General features: G+C 68.9%; 16 protein-coding genes and 2 pseudogenes. 6 read left to right on the forward strand and 12 right to left on the reverse strand.

The window, feature by feature from the left end; all coding sequences use genetic code 11:
• Positions 1-4: 4 nt before the first annotated feature.
• The gene (locus EV284_RS21480; protein ID WP_130336683.1) at positions 5-1,105 is read right to left on the reverse strand and encodes an FAD-dependent oxidoreductase; all 1,101 of its coding nucleotides are present in this window, start codon (positions 1,103-1,105) and stop codon (positions 5-7) included.
• Between the two features lie 237 nt (positions 1,106-1,342).
• Positions 1,343-2,146, reverse strand: coding sequence for a methylenetetrahydrofolate reductase (locus EV284_RS21485; protein WP_130337445.1), 804 nt, complete (start codon positions 2,144-2,146; stop codon positions 1,343-1,345).
• Positions 2,147-2,443: 297 nt separating this feature from the next.
• Between EV284_RS21485 and EV284_RS21490 the strand changes: the two genes are divergently transcribed.
• A complete protein-coding gene (locus EV284_RS21490) occupies positions 2,444-4,513 on the forward strand; it encodes a hypothetical protein (protein WP_130336685.1) in 2,070 nt (689 codons plus the stop codon).
• Between the two features lie 21 nt (positions 4,514-4,534).
• On the opposite strand, the gene EV284_RS21495 is transcribed toward EV284_RS21490, so the two are convergent.
• A complete protein-coding gene (locus EV284_RS21495) occupies positions 4,535-4,900 on the reverse strand; it encodes a helix-turn-helix domain-containing protein (protein WP_130336687.1) in 366 nt (121 codons plus the stop codon).
• Positions 4,901-5,092: 192 nt separating this feature from the next.
• Here EV284_RS21495 and EV284_RS21500 point away from each other — a divergent pair, with 192 nt between their 5' ends.
• Positions 5,093-6,514 carry an MFS transporter gene (locus tag EV284_RS21500; protein ID WP_242625773.1) on the forward strand — a complete coding sequence of 474 codons (1,422 nt, stop codon included), beginning with the start codon at positions 5,093-5,095 and terminating at the stop codon, positions 6,512-6,514.
• 33 nt (positions 6,515-6,547) lie between these two features.
• Here the strand turns inward: EV284_RS21500 and EV284_RS21505 are convergent, their stop codons facing one another.
• The 3 genes and pseudogenes from EV284_RS21505 to EV284_RS21515 form a co-directional block, all read right to left on the reverse strand.
• The gene (locus EV284_RS21505; protein ID WP_130336692.1) at positions 6,548-6,862 is read right to left on the reverse strand and encodes a hypothetical protein; all 315 of its coding nucleotides are present in this window, start codon (positions 6,860-6,862) and stop codon (positions 6,548-6,550) included.
• A 129-nt stretch (positions 6,863-6,991) separates the two neighbouring features.
• Positions 6,992-7,147, reverse strand: a pseudogene (locus EV284_RS21510) (YdcF family protein); the annotation flags it as partial.
• A gap of 292 nt (positions 7,148-7,439) precedes the next feature.
• Positions 7,440-7,934 (reverse strand): DUF5959 family protein, encoded by a 495-nt coding sequence (locus EV284_RS21515; protein ID WP_130336694.1) that lies wholly within the window; start codon positions 7,932-7,934, stop codon positions 7,440-7,442.
• Positions 7,935-8,463: 529 nt separating this feature from the next.
• On the opposite strand from EV284_RS21515, the pseudogene EV284_RS33405 reads away from it, so the two are divergent.
• The 4 genes and pseudogenes from EV284_RS33405 (at position 8,464) to EV284_RS21540 (ending at position 11,075) form a co-directional block, all read left to right on the forward strand.
• Positions 8,464-8,870: pseudogene (locus EV284_RS33405) on the forward strand (ATP-binding protein).
• Positions 8,864-9,253, forward strand: a complete 390-nt coding sequence (locus tag EV284_RS33410) for a hypothetical protein (protein WP_130336696.1) — start codon at positions 8,864-8,866, stop codon at positions 9,251-9,253. Before EV284_RS33405 ends, EV284_RS33410 begins: the two are co-directional and overlap by 7 nt.
• A gap of 52 nt (positions 9,254-9,305) precedes the next feature.
• On the forward strand, positions 9,306-9,557 hold the full coding sequence (locus EV284_RS21535) for a hypothetical protein (protein ID WP_242625774.1): 252 nt from the start codon (positions 9,306-9,308) through the stop codon (positions 9,555-9,557).
• Between the two features lie 399 nt (positions 9,558-9,956).
• A complete protein-coding gene (locus tag EV284_RS21540) occupies positions 9,957-11,075 on the forward strand; it encodes a hypothetical protein (RefSeq protein ID WP_165425610.1) in 1,119 nt (372 codons plus the stop codon).
• 199 nt (positions 11,076-11,274) lie between these two features.
• On the opposite strand, the gene EV284_RS21545 is transcribed toward EV284_RS21540, so the two are convergent.
• The 6 genes from EV284_RS21545 to EV284_RS21585 all read right to left on the reverse strand — a co-directional run bounded on the left by EV284_RS21545 (position 11,275) and on the right by EV284_RS21585 (position 18,573).
• Positions 11,275-11,598 (reverse strand): hypothetical protein, encoded by a 324-nt coding sequence (locus tag EV284_RS21545; RefSeq protein WP_130336702.1) that lies wholly within the window; start codon positions 11,596-11,598, stop codon positions 11,275-11,277.
• On the reverse strand, positions 11,595-12,812 hold the full coding sequence (locus tag EV284_RS21550) for a Shedu anti-phage system protein SduA domain-containing protein (protein ID WP_130336704.1): 1,218 nt from the start codon (positions 12,810-12,812) through the stop codon (positions 11,595-11,597). The genes EV284_RS21545 and EV284_RS21550 overlap by 4 nt, the downstream gene beginning before the upstream one ends.
• 540 nt (positions 12,813-13,352) lie before the next feature.
• Positions 13,353-13,997 (reverse strand): DUF6000 family protein, encoded by a 645-nt coding sequence (locus EV284_RS21555; protein WP_130336706.1) that lies wholly within the window; start codon positions 13,995-13,997, stop codon positions 13,353-13,355.
• Positions 13,998-14,679: 682 nt separating this feature from the next.
• Positions 14,680-15,438, reverse strand: coding sequence for a hypothetical protein (locus EV284_RS21565; RefSeq protein WP_130336710.1), 759 nt, complete (start codon positions 15,436-15,438; stop codon positions 14,680-14,682).
• 1,210 nt (positions 15,439-16,648) lie between these two features.
• On the reverse strand, positions 16,649-17,158 hold the full coding sequence (locus EV284_RS21580) for an O-acetyl-ADP-ribose deacetylase (RefSeq protein ID WP_130336716.1): 510 nt from the start codon (positions 17,156-17,158) through the stop codon (positions 16,649-16,651).
• A complete protein-coding gene (locus EV284_RS21585; RefSeq protein ID WP_207229101.1) occupies positions 17,155-18,573 on the reverse strand; it encodes an NAD(P)/FAD-dependent oxidoreductase in 1,419 nt (472 codons plus the stop codon). Before EV284_RS21585 ends, EV284_RS21580 begins: the two co-directional genes overlap by 4 nt.
• Positions 18,574-18,623: the final 50 nt, after the last annotated feature.

An 18,623-nucleotide genomic window follows, 5' to 3' on the forward strand; every position in this document is an offset into this window, starting at 1 on the left:
GGGTTCAGCGGGGCCGGCCGAGTGCTGCGGCGGGACGCAGATCCTCCTCGAGTCCCTCGCCCAGGGCCGCCGCGGCCAGGGCCCGTCCCAGCCGCGGAGCCTGTTTGAACAGGTTGTGCCCGGCGGCGAAGAAGATCCCGCCGGCTTCCCAGACCGCCATGCCGTCCTCGCTCCACGGCAGGCTCGTCACCCAGCAGTGGAGGTGCTCGACGGGCTCCGAGTCGAGGCCGGGCAGTGCGCGGGAGACGTACGCGCGGGCACGGTCGCCGAGTTCCGCCAGGGCCTCGGGGTCCGCGAAGCTGCCGTCCTCCCGCACCTCGACCGTCTGGCTGAGGCCCACCGCGTACCGGCTGTTGCCCGGATAGGGGACCGCGTAGACGCCGACCTCCCCGAATTCGCCGCTGCTGTCCTGCAGGCAGGCGACCCGCTCCGGAGGCGCTCCGACGACCTGGAAGGTGAGGCGGACGTGGGCGGCCGGTTGCACGGGGAGCGAAAGCCCCACGGTGCGCGCCAGCCGCGCGGTGCCGAGACCCGCGCAGACCACGGCCGTCGCGTACTCCTCGCGCCCGGCGGCACTGAGCACCTCCACCGTCCCCCGGTCCGTCGGGTGGAGCGAGATGACCTCGTCGGTGACCACGGAGTCCCCCAGCGCGTCGGCCAGGCTCTCGACCGCGGCGCGGGTGCGGATGGCTCCGCCGCCCTCGTCGAGCATGGCGGGACCGTGGTAGTCGGCGAGCAGCGGCATACGGGCGTGCAGCTCGGCGCTGTCCACGCTTCGGGCCGGTATGCCGCCGGCGTCCCGCAGAATGCGCAGTCTGCGCGGCACGGGGCTGCCCAGGGCGACCACTCCGTCCCCGGAGATCAGTTCGACACCCAGCCGGTCGGACCACTCGTCCCAGACGGCGCGGCCCTGGCGGGTCAGCTCGACCATGCGGGGGTCGTCGTGCGCGTGGCGGAATATGCGCGACTGGCCACTGGACTGCCCGTGGCCCGGAACGCCGCGTTCGAAGACCCGCGCCGGCGTACCGCGCTCGGCCAGGGCGTACGCGGTGCAGAGTCCGACGATGCCGGCTCCTATCACGGCCACCTCGGGAGCCTGGTCCATTCGATCGCCTCACTTCGCGTCCCGATACCGTTCCCCCTGCGGACCAGGGGCCGGATACGTCCGTCGCGCTCGCGGGCGGCCGGGGGGACGGGCCCGCGGGCGGCACCGCCGGGCCCGACGTGACGCGGCGGCGGCCTGCTTCCCCTCCCCCCAAGCCTGCCGCCGTCGGGACATCGCCGCGAGGCGACGGAGGCAGCGCGGGCACGCTTCTGCCATCGGCCCGGCCCTGTGGGGCTGCTAGCCGCGTTCCCCCCGGTAGCGGGTGATCCACTCGGCGGTCGTCCGGAGGCCGCCGAAGGTGTAGAAGTGCAGCTTGACGGCGCCGTGGCGGGACGGGTCGTAGCCGCCCGCCAGGTCGTCCAGGAAGCGGTCGGGACCCGCCGTACCCATGAGGTTGGTCAGCGAGAGACCGTACTTGCGGGCGACGGAGGCCCCCGTGCCGACCCCGAACCGCGTCGCGTACCCGAGCAGGCGCCGCACCCCCGCCGGGCCGGGTACGCCGACCCGTACCGGGAGGTGCACCCCGCGCTCGCGCAGGGCCTCCAGCCAGCCGAGGACGGCCTCGGCGTCGAAGCCGAACTGGGTGATGACGTCGCCCGCGAGCCCCGCCTCCGCGATCGCGGCCGCCTTGCCGGTGAGCGCGGACCACAGCGCGTCGTCGCCGATCGCCGGGTGCCCCTCGGGGTAGCCGCAGATGCCGACGTGCCGTACCCCGTACCGCTGGAGCAGGCCGCCGCTGATCACGGAGAGCGCGTCCTCGTAGGGACCCTCGGGACGGGCGGGGTCGCCGCCGACCACGAAGACGTTGTCCACGGCGCCCGCCTCGGCGAGCCCGGCGAGGAAACGTTCCAGCTCGGCGCTCGAGGGCAGCCGCCGTGCCGACAGGTGCGGCACCGGCACGAGCCCTTGCTCACGCACCGCCCGCGCGGCCGCGAGCCGCATACCGGCGTCCTCTCCCGCGAGGTAGGTGACGTTGATCCGGGTCCCGCCGTCCAGCGAGGTCCGCGCCTCCTCCAGCCGGGGCACGTCCTTCCCGGTCATCTCCAGGGAGACGCCGTCGAGCAACGCCCCGGCCCCGCCGGACACCCCGGGAACCCTCTCCACCACGCTGCGCGACCCTTCTTCCGCCGGAACCCCGGCCGATGATGCCACGGCGCCGGGACGGGCCGGGCCACAGGTCCCGCTGCTCGGGAGGGCGGGGCGGATTCGAAAGCACGGCGGTACGTGACCGGGGGTAGGGCCGGTCGTTGGCTGTGCGTGGGGCCGGGGCGGGCACGGGTGGCCGGGGTCGTTCCGGTGCCCGCGTGTCCCGTCGCGCCAACAGCAGGAGCTCACACCGTGCCCCTCGCCGGACTCCTCCCGAGAATCTGGACCCAACTACCCGTGCTGTGCGCGATATCCACGCTGTTCCTGCTGTTCGCCACCCAGTTGGCCGGCGCGCTGCTGCCGAACGCCCCGGTCCTCGTCGCCTCCGGCGCGGCCGGTCTCGCGCTCGACGCCTGCCTGCTGCACCGGCGCCCGGCCCTGCTGTCCGCGTTGAGCCGCATCCGGCTGGACGTGACCGTACGGCAGTTGCTGCGCGACATGCTGATCGTGGTGGCGCTGCTGCGGATCGACGGGATCGACCCGGAACGGGAGATGCCCCCGCTGCTCGCCGCGCTGAGCGCGTTCTACGTCCTGCACTTCGCCTGCCAGGCCGTCGCCCTGCTGGTACGCCGCGCCCGGACCCTGCCGGTCGTCACCCGCAACATCGACGTCTCGGCGCTGAACCCGACCGCCGCCCCGCCCCGCATCCTGGCCCGCCGGCCCGGGCACCGCCTGCTGGCGTTCTCCGTCCCGGCCACGGCGGGCCTTCTGGCCACCGCGCTCACCGCGCACGGCCGTTGGGGCGCGATCGGCCTCGCCGCCTCGCTCACCCTGATCGGCATGGGCGTCGCCCGCCTGGCCACCTGGCTGCTGCCCGAGAACCGGGCCGCGAGCGACGCGCAGGTCATGGAGTGGCTGGACGGCTGGCTGGCCGAGTACCGCCCCACCGTGGCGATGTACTTCTCCGGCGGCCCCACCTCCGCCTACCAGGCCAACATGTGGCTCTCCACGCTCACCGGGCTGGAGCGGCCGCTGATCGTGCTGCGCGAGCGGTTCATGGTGCAGAAGATCGACGCCACGGACGTACCCGTGCTCTGCCTTCCCAAGGTCGCCACGCTGTTCGCGCTGGAGAACTCGACGCTGAAGGCGATGCTGCACCCGGCCAACTCCGGCAAGACGTCGCAGGTGTTGCGCATCCCTGCCATCAGGCACGCGTTCGTCAACCACGGCGAGAGCGACAAGCTGTCCTCCTGCAACCCCTACGCCAAGGCGTACGACGAGGTGTGGGTGGCGGGACCGGCAGCGCGGGAGCGGTACGCGCTCGCGGACGTCGGCGTGGAGGACAAGGACGTGGTGGAGGTCGGACGCCCCCAACTGGCGCCGATCCGGCCGTACTCGGGCCCGCCCACCGGCGCCTACACCACCGTGCTGTACGCCCCCACCTGGGAGGGCTGGGACGGCAATCCGGGCAACACCTCGGTCGTCCTCGCCGGCGAGCACATCGTCGCGCGGCTGCTCGACGACCCCCGGGTACGCGTCCTTTACAAGCCGCACCCGATGACCGGCTCGGTGGACCCCCGAGCGGGCGCGGCCGACGAACGCATCCGGACCTTGATCCACGAGGCCAACAGCAAGCGCTCCGGTCCCCGCCCCTGCCCCGAGGCCCAAACTGAACTACTGCGTCGCACGCACGAGTTGGACCGCCTCACTTCGACCACCTTCCGTGGCGCGGCGGACGAGCTGGAGCGGATGATGCTCCAGGGCACCCCGGACGGCGACCGCGAGGAACGGCTCGCGCGGGCCACGGCCGCCTGGGAGCGGGCGTACTGGGCGTCGTTCCCGCAGTGGGAGCACCGGATCGTGACCGGCCCCCGCCCGGCGCTGTACGCCTGCTTCAACGTGGCCGACCTGCTGATCAGCGATGTCTCCAGCGTGGTGTCGGACTGGCTGAGCAGCGAGAAGCCGTACGCCGTGGCCAACACCTCGGGGCTGTCCGAGGACGACTTCCGGGCCGCCTTCCCCACCGTGTCGGCCGGTACCGTGCTGACCCCGGACGCGACGACCGTGCGGTACCTGCTGGACGCGGTGCGCGACCCGCGCCAGGACCGCCACACGGCCGACCGCGCCAAGCTCAAGGAGCACCTGCTCGGCCCGGCCGACCCACCTTCCCCCGAGCGATTCGCTTCGGCCGTGAGGGAGTTGTGCGCGAAGTCCGACGACCGCCGGGCCCGCGCGCACGCCCGCCTCTCTCCGGCGATTCCCGCTCCGCGCACGGCCGGGGACGTCACCTCGGCACGCCGAGGGACCGCGCCGGACGCGTGAGCGGCGTTCCCCGCACGCCGGTCAGGCCTGCCGGGCGGTGCCTGCCTGGCCGAGCACCAGGTCCAGCAGGCCCGGGAACCGGGCGTCGAACTCCGGCTTGCGGAGCCGGTTGAGGCGCCTGGGCCCGGCGTCCCGCTGCTCCAGGAGGCCCGCCTCGCGCAACACGGTGAAGTGACGGCTCAGCGTCGCCTTGGTGACCGGCACGTCGAAGGTGCCGCAGGCCCGCTCCCAGTCCCCGGCCTCGGCCAACTCCTTGACCAGCGTCTGGCGTACGGGGTCGGCCAGGGCGAGCAGGGCCGTCTCCAGTGCGACGTCCTCCGGGGCCGTGTGGGCGGGCGGGGTGCGGTGGCTCGCCGCGTCCTGCCGCCGAGGGGTCTGTGCCGCCATGGCTGATCGCTCCGTCCCGTCGCGCTCACTCGGTACCCGCCGGGCTTCGGGCGGATACGGATTGCAGAGTGTTCGATGATCTGCGTACACTCCGACTGTTCGTCCAACGGCGAACAGTCTACCGGAGCCGGTGGCGCCACGCCCTGCTCCCGCACCTCTCGTCGCCCCCTCCCGCCGCCGGAAGGAAGACCCGTGCCCCAGACCTCCCCCCGCAAGACCAGGCCAGGACTGACCCTGTTCGCGGCATGCCTCGGCTTCGTCGTCGTCATCCTCGACGTCAGCGTCGTGAACGTCGCCACCAAGGCCCTCGGCGCCGAGTTCGGCGGCAGCCTCTCCGGCCTGGAGTGGGTGATCAACGGCTACACCCTCACCTTCGCCGCCTTCCTGCTGACCGCCGGCGCCATGGGCGACCGCTACGACCCCCGGCAGATCTTCATGTGGGGCTTCGCGCTCTTCGCCGCGACCTCGCTGATCTGCGGCGCCGCTCCCACGCTGGTCGCACTGATCGCCGCCCGCGTCCTCCAGGGCGTGGGCGCCGCGATGATCGTGCCGTCCTCGCTGTCGATCCTGAACACCAACTTCCCCGACCCTCACGAGCGCACCCGCGCGGTGAGCCTGTGGGCGGCGGCGGGCGGCCTCGCGCTGGCCCTCGGGCCGGTGGCCGGCGGTCTGCTGGTGGACGCGCTGGGCTGGCGCTCGATCTTCTTCGTCAACGTGCCGATCGCCGTGCTCGGCATCGTCCTGGTCCGGGCCTACGCCCGCCCGGCGCCCGCCCGTGACGCCGCCGCGGCCCGCTCGCTGGACCTGCCGGGCCAGCTCCTGGCCGTCGTCGGCCTGGGCGCGCTGACCGGGGCGATCGTGGAGGCCAACGCGCGGGGCTGGACCTCGGCCACCGTGCTGACCTGCCTCGTCGTCTTCGTGCTCGCGCTGGCCGGCTTCTTCGTCGCCGAGCGCCGCACCCCCGATCCCATGCTGCCGATGCACCTGTTCCGCCGGCACGCCTTCTCCGCCACGTCGCTCATCGGCATGCTGCTCAACTTCGCGTTCTACGGCCTCATTTTCGTCTTCAGCCTCTTCTTCCAGCAGGTGTGGGACTACTCGCCGATCACCGCGGGCCTGGCGTTCCTGCCGATGACGGCCGCCATCATGGTCGCCAACCTCTCCTGCGGCCCGCTGGTCAGGCGGTACGGCGCCCGTTCCGTACTGATCACCGGCAACTCCCTTGCCACGCTGGGCTACTTGGCCATGATCCCGGTCGTCGGCTCGGACTCCTACGTACGGATGGTCGCGCAGTTCGCGGTCGCCGGGTTCGGCCTCGGTCTCGTGGTGCCGTCCATGACCAACGCCATGCTCGGCTCGGTGGACCCCGCGAACGCGGGCATCGCCTCCGGAGTCCTCAACGCCTCGCGCCAGTTGGGCGGGCTCATCGGGGTGGCCGTGATGGGGCTGCTCGTGGGACAGGCGTCCTCGGGCCACTTCGTGACGGGGCTACGGGCGGCACTGGCGGCGGCGGTGGTCGCGACGGCGATCAGCGCGGGGCTGAGCACGTTCGGCCCGCGCAAGGCCCGGCCGGTGCCGGCGCCCGTCGACCTTCAGCCGGCCGAGGCCCGTTGAGCCGCGGCCCCCGGGGCGCGCACCGCCGGCTCGTCAGCCCCGGGTCGGGCCGGCGAGCCAGCGGTCGTCCTCGAACTCGGCGGGGATGCCGTCCTCCCCCGGCTCGATGCCCCGACGCTCCAACTCGTCGAACCACCGGTCACGCTGCGACTCCGGCAGCCGCCGCCCACACCAGGGGCAGAACGCGATGGCACTGCTCGATGTGCCGCCGTCGTGGATGATCAGCCCGTACTCCTGGAACTTGGCACTGAACTCGATGAGCGCGTCCGGGCAGGAGAACGGGTCGGTGTGCTCGTCGCAGGCCAGGTTCACCTGACGGGTCATCGCCTCGCAGCAGTGGGTGGTCACGGCGGGAAGTAGAGCACGGTTTGGGCCGGTCGGCGGACGGCACCATCGCCCCCGGGCGAGGCTCACCGCAGGACCCGCCCTATCGGTCGGGGGCGGCTGGTGCGTGTGGTCCCGGTCAGCTCGGGCGGGTCAGGGAGCGATGAGACGGGTGGTGAAGCCGTCGCGGACGAGGGATTCGTAGGCCTCCCACACGTCTTCCGGGACCTCCTGTTCGACGGCGAAGCCGAGCTTTGGGTACTCGATGATCCGCTGGAGGTCCCCGACGAGCATGCCCAGGACGAGCTCCGCAAGTGGTGTCACCGTTAGTGTGAGATCAGAGCACAAGCTGTAGTAGAGCCGTTGCCTGTGATCCGAGGTCGCTCGACAGTGGCCAAGAACAACCAACGACGACCACCAGGCGCACGAATCCACCAGTCCTGACCAGCAAAGACCCAGCTCACCACGATCCCCGGCAAGACCCAGGGCAAGAAGAAGTAACACGACACCGTTAAGCCCCCGACCTGCGGTTTCTTCGCAGGGCGGGGGCTTTTTGGTGGGGCTGGGCCGTCTCTGGGCCGTCAGTTGCTCGGCCGGGCCGTCAGGCGTTACTGGCACGCCGCCACTCGTAGGCACCGGGTGACGTCTCGACGACCTCTTGCGGATAGACCTCGCGTACCCGGGCGAGTAGGTCACGCTGCTCGCTGGCCCATGCTTCCGGTGGCGCGAACAGCGGGATGGTGACAGTGACTCCTGACGACGGCCCGTCGTGAACGGACACCCAGAGCCCGCGGCTCTCATCGGGCTCGAACTTCATCGAGGGGGTCCGCCCGGATTCGAGCCACAAGGCGAACCGACCGGACTCCAGGGTTGCCAAGGCGCTCTCCCAGTCCTCCAGGTCTTCAGGGAGGAGCGTCACGGAGAAGGAGGCGTTCACCGATTCCGCCACGATGACGATCTCGCAATCGAGGAAGTCGTGGCCGGTCAGAATTCCGGGTTGAAAGCGACCCAGGACGCGCACGGAGACACTGTGGCCGCTGGTGCCGGGCGTGTCGGCCAGGTGGATCAGATTGATGACGCCATCCGTCGAGTCCATGGGTTCCTTCCCCGAAGTGATGAGGCCCGAGCATCCTGCCGTACTGCCCGCTGATCTCACGGTTCGGGGTGCCGACACCTCAGATACACGTCGGACACCGCTCTGGCGGTCCGTTCCTGGCTGGACGGTATGAGGTGCGCGTACGCACCTAGGGTGAGACCGGGGTCCGAGTGGCCCAAGTAATCGGCGAGGGCCTTGATGTTCTCGCCCACGTCCGGGAGCACCGACGCGTATAAGTGTCGGAAGGCGTGCATGTAGTTCTCGCGGGACTCGAGTAGGGCCGACCATGCTCAGGGACGGGATCACCCCGGCGCCGGCCAGCGCTCGCTTCCACGCCTCCTCGGTTGAGCGAGGTACGCCAGACGTGACCGCCGCGCGGTCCGGTGAAGATCAGCCGCTTGGTCACCAGGGCTCGTCGGCGACTTTCAACGGCAAGGTGTTCTCGACCGGCCGGAACCGCCTCATGTGCGTACGGAGGCCCCAGCGACCGGCAAGGGGAGTGGCACGTCGCGGAGCTTGCCTTCCTTGGGTGGCGCGAACACCGCCTCATTGCCCAGGATTCCCGGACGAGGTGAGCCGCGTCCGCCGATGGACCCGCGACATCCTGCGCGGCTCGCCCTTAGCCGAGGACGCCGAACTGATCCTGAGCGAGCTAAGCGCGAACGCGATCCTCCATACCCCGAGCGGCCAGGAGTACGGCAGCTTCTACCTGGCCGTCGCGGTCTCCGCTCAGGTGGTCGCGGTATCGGTCACGGACGACGGCGGCACGGAACGGCCCCGAAGGTCGAGCACCAGGACCAGGACGCCGAGCACGGCGGGGGGCTGGGCACGGTCAGCGCCATCGCCCACCGGGTTGTCGTCCACGACGGCGACCAAGGCCACACGGTCACCGCGGAGCTCTACGCAGACGCGCCGCGAGGAGGTCATCCGTGCTGAGTCAGGAAACCCGCCGCGGCTTCTGGTGCGAGTGCTGGACAGAGGACCGCACCGAGCAGCGGGGGCAGGCACACCTAGCATCCTTCGATGCCCACTCGGCATCCCAGGCCGACCGATGGGTGGCGGTGGCACTCCGCACGATCTCACCGGCTTCGGACCCGGACGCTTCGGGCGAGGCGTGGGAGTGGCTGCACGACGGTCGCGCGGAGACCAGAAGAGCCCTACTGCGGTCGGAGTCTTGCAGGGTGTCAGTCACACACGCCGGCACCCGCGTCACTTGGACCATCCGACCGGTGACGTACCTACCGCTAACTCACCGAACAGAGCTCCCGCCCTGCGCCCAGGAGTTCAGACCCCGATCCAGGATGTCCCCTCTCAGCTGACCCCGAAGGCCCGGGCACGTCCGTGAGCCGGGGCTCAGGCATGCTCGGCGGCATGAGCGCCTACAGCAGCGACCTAGACCTGAACGTCACCGACGCCACCGGCAACGGCGCCGAGGTGGACGTGGCAACGAACCTGCTAAACGGCACCATTCGCCTGTCCGTGCTGTGGACCCAGGAGGTCTACCTGCACCCCGACGAGGCCGAACGGGTAGCTCAGTCACTGCTACGAGCTGCCGAACACGGCCGGCATATCGCAGAAACCCGCAAGCCGGAGGCTGATCCAAGCACCAGCGCGAGCGACTGAGTTACAACTTTCTCTACGGGTTCAAGGCGGCTCGCTCCGCTCCCCGCGCGCGGCCCGGCCCCCGGCCGGGCCTGCGCTCCTGTCTCCGCCCCGCTCCAGCCCGGCCGGCGCCCGTGCCGCGCGCACAGTCATCAGCCGCCTGACGTCAGAGAAGGGGTACGTCGTGGCTGGGGCGGTCGGCTCCCTCATACCTCGTTACCTCTGCGCCGTCCGATCGGCGACGCCAGGCTCTCGAAGTTCGGGAACAAGCACCGAAGCGACCGGCATATGGGGGATCATGTCGAGGTGAGTACTTGGGGTGGACTTCGTGTAAATGGCACACAGATTAACAGGCTTCGGGAGGGGTGCCCACCGGAACTCCTAGCCACCTTTACGGACGATTCCCTAACCATCCATTCAGTGACGGCAAATGAGGCTTACGGAGAAGAATATGGTGAGGAAATAATTGAAGTAGCGAGACTTTCCGCACCAGGCAGGGCTGTAGCCCAAAGGCTGGACATAATGGGCTTCACCGCACCCCTAGCACGCGATTACCTTGCAGAGTGCATAGAAAACGACAGAGAACGAAATGAGAACCTAGACCCAGAGCTCAAACCGTACGCCCTGGACGCTACATACTTGCTCAATTACTCGGTAGACGACTGGATCGAGGACTTCAAGGCGGGTGGACCCTCACCTGAGGAAGTCGGCATGGACGGCATGCGCTGGGTAGTTCGCCACATCGATTACATGGACGAACGATTGGCTTTGCGAACCGCCCTCCTAGCTGTTCCGGACGCACAGGTAACCGTGGACCTCGACTTTATCGAGGAACCCAAGGATGAACCAGAATTGGCGACACTATGCTCGACCTCTTTGAATCGCCTGAGAGAAGAAGGTGCCGCCCATGCTCCCTTGGTTGTTTTGACGGAAGGGAAGACGGACGTCGAAATACTGCGGCCATCCCTAGAACTTCTTGCCCCTCATCTAGTTGACTTCATCAAGTTCATGGACTACGGGGGGCGACCTCCGGGCGGCGCTTCAACTTTGGTGAACACGGTCCGAGCGTTCGCAGCAGCGGGTATAGCAAATAGGGTGGTTGCAATATTCGACAATGACACCGCGGCGAGCGATGCCATTCGGAAGCTCGACCAGGGAAAATTGCCGAATAATATTCAAGTTCGCCAATATCCACCCCTTGAGATAGCGGCGCGTTATCCGACGCTCGGCCCCCCGACTGAGGACTCACTCAAGGGGCAAATAGCACTAGCTGACGTTAACGGATTGGCCGGTTCAATAGAGCTCTACTTGGGACGAGACGTATTGGAGCGGCCGGATGGGATTTTGAGTCCTGTCCAGTGGAAGTCCTACATTGAAGGGTCGCGCTCATACCAGGGCGAGGTAATGGGTAAGGTGCAACTCCAAGAAAAATTCAAGGCCAAGATGGATGCTGCACTTCGTGATAAGTCCGTTTTGGAGAGCCAAGACTGGTCAGGGGTTCAAGCCATAATTGACGTAATCATTACGGCTTTCGATTAGGTGCCATCTCAGGGGTAGACATCGAGGTAGGCGGCCACGCACTGTAGAGGCGCCCTGGGCCGCTGGACGACACCGGCACGGCGCCGGCGGCGAGATTCGAACGCGCGTCACAGCCTGGGCAGAGCAGGGCTCATGTGCAGGGGTCTGGCCGCCTCCCCTGAGCCAGGCCCGTCCGTTGAGGCCTCAGCACGGTGCGTGGTCAGGTCCGTCCCTGCCGTAGATGGCGGGAAGCGGCGAGGCAGGAGGACAGCCATGTCGCCTCCTCGCGGTTGATGATCAGGTCCGCAACGGTGATCATCCCGTCCATCGGGCCGTCGAGCCGAATCGAGTGGTCACCGACGAGGAACATCTTCCAATCCGCGTCGCTGTGCCAGAGCCGAGCGGTTTTCTCGCCCCGGCGCTGGGCGAACACGAGTTCCTCTCCGTACTCGTTCATGAAGTATCCGACGTAGTCCTTGTCGGTGATCTCACCGCCGCACAAGCGGGCCAGGAGCGGTTCGATCGCGGGTGGTGTGTTGGTCATGCAGCGGACTCCTCGTCCGGGTCGGGGTCTGCGTCCTGCCGTGCCGATGACAGAGCCAGCATGCGGGAGGCTGAATCCAGCAAGGTCTCGTATGTGATCACTTCTATGCGCGCCTGGTGTGTGTTGTAGGTTCGCAGCGTCTCCGCGATCTCCTGGGAGGTGACGTCCCCGGTCACGTACCGCGAGTGTCCGATCACGACCGTCGCCGACGCCCGGCGGGTGTCGACTCCGTGCTCGGCCAGGATGCTCGGGCGGTTCTCGTCCATGGCCCGGAGGTAGTTCTGCGCCTGGGAGACCGCGCGGTGCGCCGGGGCACCCAACATGAGGTGCCCGGAGCGTCGTATGACCAGGTCCTTGATGTTGGCGCGCTTGAGCTCCACCACGTGCAGGGAGCCGTCGCCGCGCAGGAGCGGAATATCGAGGATCGCGTCCGGGGTGTACTGCCGGCGTGCCAGCTCGGCCACGTAGGCCCCACCGAAGATCCATTCCTGGTTCTTCAGACAGCCATGGAGGGCGCTCTCGGAGCTGTCTGGGTCCTCCACCGCAGTACGCAGGGCCGCCAGGCCGACCTGCCTGGCCCGCAGTTCGAGCAACTGGGCCAGCATGCCGGCGTCGACATCGGCCAGGACGTCGCTCATCATCCGGGCAGCATCGGCGGAGGCGGGCCGGGGCAGGTTGCGGAGGACCATCTCCATGTGTCCGTATTCCTGGAGTCGCCTCGCCTCCTTGGTGGAGAGCCGGATCCCGCCCTCGCCGTCCCCGAGGCCCAGGTAGTCAATGGACTGGGCTATGCCGCGAAAGAGGTCACGGGCATCGGCGGCGCTTGCACCGGCCTTATCGCGGCACAGGACGTCAAGGGCGGCGACCGCCCTGTCTGCACCCAGTGCGGCCATCCTGCGCATGTGTTTCTCGCTGCGCTGTCGGGCTTCGTCGTCGTAGTAGTTCTCAAGGATGTCAAGGAACAGTTCGCCTCCGGCATAGGCGGCGAAGCGCTGAAAGCGCTGGGCGAATGCGAAGTCGCCCTGGAGGAGCGCCTCTTGGGCCACGTCCTCCAAGGCGTTCACCAGCGGCCTGCCCTTGCCGTACTTCCCACCGAGGCCGCCCATGATGTGCAACACCGCGTCGACGCGCTCCCGAACGCGCGCGTCCTCAGTCAGTTCCCGTGCCGTCTGGACCAGTTGCCAGAGCGTGAAGCCGGATCGAAAGGTCGTCACACGGGCACACTAAGGCCGGCCACTGACAACCACGCGGCAGCAGTCTCTGTGCACGCGAAAAGCGTTCCCCGACTGGACGTCCGACCGAGTCCGGCTCGACACCGTGCCCGTCCGAGAGCGCACTCTGCCCACCAGTCTTCGCGCCCCGGGACCAGTCGAGCGCCGTCCCTTCCCAATCTGAGGGCTCAGGCATCGTCATCGCAGGCGGTCGTCGTGGCGTTCTCTGGTCGACGGCATGGCAGCGTGGCTGAGGCCGACGGGGGTGCGGTGAGGCACACGTGTGCATGATCGGTCGGCGCGCCCGCCAGCTTGGCTGACTGTCGTCGGCTGATGTTCAGACAGGCCGTATCGAGCATGCCGGCCGTCAGTCGACAGCGGCAAAGCTGGGCCGTCCCTGGGCCGTCCGAGGCCGCTCGACAGTGGCCAATGATGACCGACGACGACCACCAGGAGCACGAGCCCACTGGCCCTGACCAGCAAGAACCCAGCTCACCAAGATCCCCGGCAAGACCCAGGGCAAGAAGAAGTAGGTAGATGCCCTCAGCTGCCAGCGGCGGTCACACCGAGCCTACGTGTCGAACAGCGTTTGGCAGCTTCATCAGCGAAAGCGCAGAGCTGGCCAATGAACTCTCGGTAGGTGTCCGGGGCCTCACGGTCCTTGCTGGGCGGTCCGTCGATCCACTGCTGCCAGAGTCCGTTCGGAGTGAGGAACCGGCCCGCGTGGTCAGCACCGAGCTTGGCATCGAGCAGCAAGAGCGCGCCGAGCGCGGCCGTCTGGTCGTAGTAGAGGTCAGGGCGCTGCAAGTAGCGGTCGAGGTAGGCCGCCAAGGGCGCTGCGTCGGCCGAGGTGCCGAAGGTAGTGAGAGCGACACAGTACGCCTGCCCCGTGTACGGCCCCTCACTGGCGAGTAGGAGTTCGCCCAGACTTTCCCGGAACTCGGATCGGCCAGCAACGGCGATGAGCCAGGCTGCCGTCTTCCGCTCGCGCCATCCGCCGTCGAGCAGCAAGCTCAGTTCGCGAGGACTGATCTCACCGGCGGCCTGGCCCAGCTTCCGCATGAACTTGGCACGGTCGCTCCCACTCATACCGATCAGGACGCCCCCTAGTTTGAGGTACCGCCGGCCAGGCGTGACATAGCGGCGAATCAACTTGAGCCGCTCGTCCTCTTCGTCAGTACAACGCATTGCAGCATCCTCGTACGGACGAAGCTGTCAGACCAGCAGTCTGGCAGGTCGGGCGCCTCAACCCTGCGTGCGCATCCGTCTCAGTTTCCGTCTCATTCAGCCTCGTGCACGGCCGTTCAGACTGGATCAAGAGCCGGACGCAACCCACAAGCGGGCCGCCCATGCACCCAGGTGAACGCCCCGGACGTGGCCTCAGGAGAGGCCACCACAGTTGGAAAGCGTGCTCTTCGGGTGGCGCGCTCGACGTACTGACCCGCGTACGCCCCCGTGCCTGACGCCGCCGGCCTTGCGCCCTGCCCTGCATAGGCAAGGTGCCCCACGCTGGATGCCCAGAGACGGACCAGTGGGAGGGGGAGGGACCGTGGGTGAGTGGAAGCAGGGTAAGTGCGGTTGGCCGACGGACCGAGGTAGCTGCCGCAACAAGACGATGAAAGGCACGTCGCGTTGCTACCGCCACCAAGGTGACTGGACGAAGCGCGGCCAGACCGAGCTCGAGAAGAAGGCGAGCAGGCGCCGCCCAAAGTAGGCCGGACTCGCGGGGTGAGTGTCCAACTGCGTGACAACACCTACGAACAACGGCGGAACGAGGACGAACGTCAGCGGACCATGAGCACAGGCGGGAGCCGCACCAGCCCAAGGCAGCACCCCCGCCCAAGTTGTTTCGGGACGAAGAGGTCGTCAGCTAAAGGCCGTCGCGCTCGATCAGCGAGCCGTCGGGGCCGAACGTGTACACGCGTGGCGGTCCCATAACTTCCACGGCCCTTCGCAGCTGAGTTTCCTGCTCCGCGGGGCCAGGGGCGTGCGGGTCTCGGACCTGGAAGCCGTGCAGTCGGATGGTGTCTGCGTCGACGTCGTCCGGCTCGGGGAGGCCCTCCTGGGTGAATCCGCACAGCGCTCGCAGTGCGTCTTCGCCCAGTTCCAAGGGGTGGAACGGCAGCGGGTACGTATCTTCGTCCTCGTCCGGCCAGGGGATGACGTCGGCCGGGCGGTCTCCGGCCCAGTAGGGCAGCTCAAAGGGGAGCGGTTCGCCGATGTTCTCGATGATGCCGCTGTCCGGAGACAGGCTCAGGGAACGGACGAGACGCCCGTCCTCCCACACGGCGAATGCCAGCCAGTCGACGACGCTGTGCATGGCGTGCAGGACCAGCTGTCGGTCGGCGCTTGCCGCCACGAGGTGTTCGGGAAGCTGGGAGGGAGCATCGATCATCACCCTCTGATCACCGATGACGTCCACGCCAGGCCAGCTGGCCGCGTACGTCGTCCCCTTCGGGGGGTACACGCCGTCCCAGAGTGTCGAGCCCTCGCACTCCTCGATCTGCCGGCCTGGGTAGAGCCGCCGCATCATCATGACGGTCCGATCAAGGTCCGCTGCCCCTGCTCGTCGCAGCGCCCCCGGCACATCGCCGTCGGCGTAGACCAGCAGGCCCGTCTTGGCTCCCAAAGCAGCCCTCCCCGAAGCGTCGCCCTCGATGGCGGACGCACCATAGCGCCACCCACTGACAACGAGGCCCCGCTGGGCCGTCTCCGGGCCGTGCGCGGGCGCCCGAGGACGACCGAGGAGGACCGACAGTGACAGCCGAGCCGGAGCCGCTATCCGCGGAACCCCAGGTCAGACCGTCCTGGGGTCACGCGTTTCCCCCCAGGGGTGGCGGTCAGGCAAGCTGGGGTGTTTCTTGCCAGCGGAGCGCGGTGCCCCAACTACGTCCAACTCCAAGCCACTTTCTCAGCAGAGGGCGCCACACGGACCAGATCGGCTCCTACGATCACCAACATGCAGCTGACACCCCACGAGGTACTCGGCCGTTGGCTTCTCATAACGCTTGGCGAGATGGGCGGCGCGGGTTCCAAGCAGGCCGTGCTTCGGAGAATCGAGGAGCGATATGGCTCCCAGCTCACCGGCACCGACCACCTTCCGCAGCCTTCCAACGGAGAAGTCAAGTGGGAGAACCGAACCGCTTGGCAGCGGAACCGGATGGTCAAGGCAGGGCTTCTCAAGCCTTACGAGAGGCGCGGTGATCCTTGGGCGCTCACCGAGGCAGGCTGGGCGGCTCACCGTGCCCTTGTGCCCGGTCAGGGGGGATCCTCTTAAAAGGTCCAGCGGAAGGCGCTGCCGCAGCAAGGGTGCGTGTCTAACTGCGTGACAACGCCGACGGATCATCAGCGCAGGTGGGCGGCACATCAGCCCAAGGCCATGCGCCCACCTAAGTTGCTTCGGGACGAAGGCAGTCGCTGCGTTAAGGTGCGCCGTATGAACGATGTCGCTGCCTGTCCCGAGTGCGGCAAGCCCATGGGGTCCGGCGGCTTCGTTCTCTCTCAGCGGCAGGACGATAGCCGGCGGGCCTGCCGGACGCTGTGGAGGTGCCGCGGTCGGCACGTCTGGTGGGGCTGGGCGGACCGGCCGGACGATCCCTTCGAGGTCTGCCCAGTACCGGAACTGTTCCGCTGACATCCTCGACCCCGGACCGCTGCAACACGCGCCAGCCAGACCCCGTCGCTCACTGCGAGATCGGGTTCTGGCGCACTGTCGAATGGGTGTCGAAAGGCGGCCACCGTGGCGCTAACGGCGAGAAGACCCGCAGGTCATCCAGGGGGCGAACGTCATCACATCAGACGCCTTCTAAGCGCTTGCCCCCCAGCCACGCCAACCCCCCTCACCCCACCACCCCCGCAAACACCCCGAACGTCCCCCCGTCGAACAACACGAACCGCACCTCCTCCACCCCCGTCTCAGCGGCCCGCACCGTCTCCACGGCGACCCGTGCCGCCTCCTCCACGGGCCACCGGTACACCCCGGTCGAGATGGCCGGGAACGCCACCGACCGTGCGCCCACCTCATCCGCCACCCGCAGCGACTCCCGATAGCAGGACGCCAGCGGAGCCGGGTCGGAACCGGGACCCTGCCACACCGGACCCACCGTGTGGATGACCCACTCCGCCGGGAGGTCCCCCGCCGTCGTGGCGACCGCCTCGCCCGTGGGGAGGCCGCCGCCGTAGTGGGAGGCGCGGAGGTCGCGGCAGGCGGCGAGGATCGCGGGGCCGCCGCGGCGGTGGATGGCGCCGTCCACCCCTCCCCCGCCCAGCAGGGACGAGTTCGCCGCGTTGACGATCGCGTCGACGCGCTGTTCGGTGATGTCGCCCTGGACGAGGGTGATCGTGGTCATCGTTGCCTCAGCCTTCTCCAGACGTACTTGGCCGCGTTGTGGCCCGACATGCCGTGTACCCCGGCGCCGGGGGGAGTCGCGGAGGAGCAGAGGAAGACGGCGGGGTGAGGAGTGCGGTAGGGGAACAGGGTGGGGCGGGGGCGCAGCAGGAGCTGGAGGCCGTCCACCGCGCCGCAGGCGATGTCGCCGCCGACGTAGTTGGCGTTGCGGGCGGCCAGCTCGGGTGGGCCGGCCGTGGCGCGGGCGAGGACTCGGTCGCGGAAGCCCGGTGCGAAGCGCTCCAGTTGGCGTTCGATCGCGTCCGTCAGGTCGCCCTGCCAGTTGTTCGGGACGTGGCCGTACACCCAGAAGACCTGCTTGCCCTCCGGGGCGCGGGTCGGGTCGGCCACGCTGGGCTGCACCGTGATCAGGAACGGCGGGTCGGGGGCGCGGTTCTCGCGGGACGCGGCCCGCAGGGCGCGGTCGATCTCGGCGCGGTTCGCGCCCAACTGGACCGTGCCGGCCACGCGGGCCTCGGGGGCGGTCCACGGGACCGGGCCGTCCAGGGCGTAGTCGATCTTGAAGACGCTGGGGCCGTAGCGGTAGCCGTCGTAGTGGCTGCCGAAGCCGGCGATCCGGGCCAGCGCGGTGGGTGAGGTGTCGAAGACGTAGGCGCGGGCCGGTGGGAGGTCGTCCAGGCGCTTGACCTCGTAGTCGGTGTACACCGTGCCGCCCAGGTCGAGCAGGTACGCCGTCAGCGCGTCCGGGATCGACTGGGAGCCGCCCAGCGGTACCGGCCAGCCCCGCGCGTGCGCGGCCAGTGCGAAGACCAGGCCGATCGCGCTGGTGGCGAACCCGCTCAGCGGGGCGATCGTGTGGGCGACCAGGCCGGAGAAGAGGGCCTTGAAGCGCTCGTCGCGAAAACGGCTCATCAGGGCCGTCGCGGGCGGCAGGCCGGCCAGGCCGAAGCGGGCCAGGGTGACCGGGTCGCGCGGCAGCGCGGTCAGCGGCAGGGACATGAAGTCCCGCAGCAGGGTGTCCCAGCGGTGCAGGAACGGCGTGATCAGCCTGCGGTACGCGCCCGCGTCGCGTGGGCCGAAGGAGGCCGCCGTCTCGGCGACCGAGCGGGCCAGCACCGCCGCGCTGCCGTCCGGGAACGGGTGGGCCATGGGCAGCTCCGGATGCAGCCACCGCAGTCCGTACCGCTCCAGCGGCATCGCGCGGAAGGCTGGCGAGTTGACGCCCAGGGGATGCGCGGCCGAGCAGGGGTCGTGCCGGAAGCCGGGGAGTGTGAGTTCCTCGGTGCGGGCGCCGCCGCCCACGGTGGAGCGCGCCTCGAAGACGGCCACGGAGAAGCCCCGGCGGGCCAGCTCCACGGCGGCGGTCAGCCCGTTCGGCCCCGCCCCCACCACGACCGCGTCCAGCATCGACGGCACCTTCCGACCCCCTCGTCAGCCGATGGCAACTCCGGTCAGCATAGGCCGGG

Source organism: Streptomyces sp. BK022, from assembly GCF_004217355.1.
GTDB classification, from domain to species: Bacteria; Actinomycetota; Actinomycetes; order Streptomycetales; family Streptomycetaceae; genus Streptomyces; species Streptomyces griseoluteus.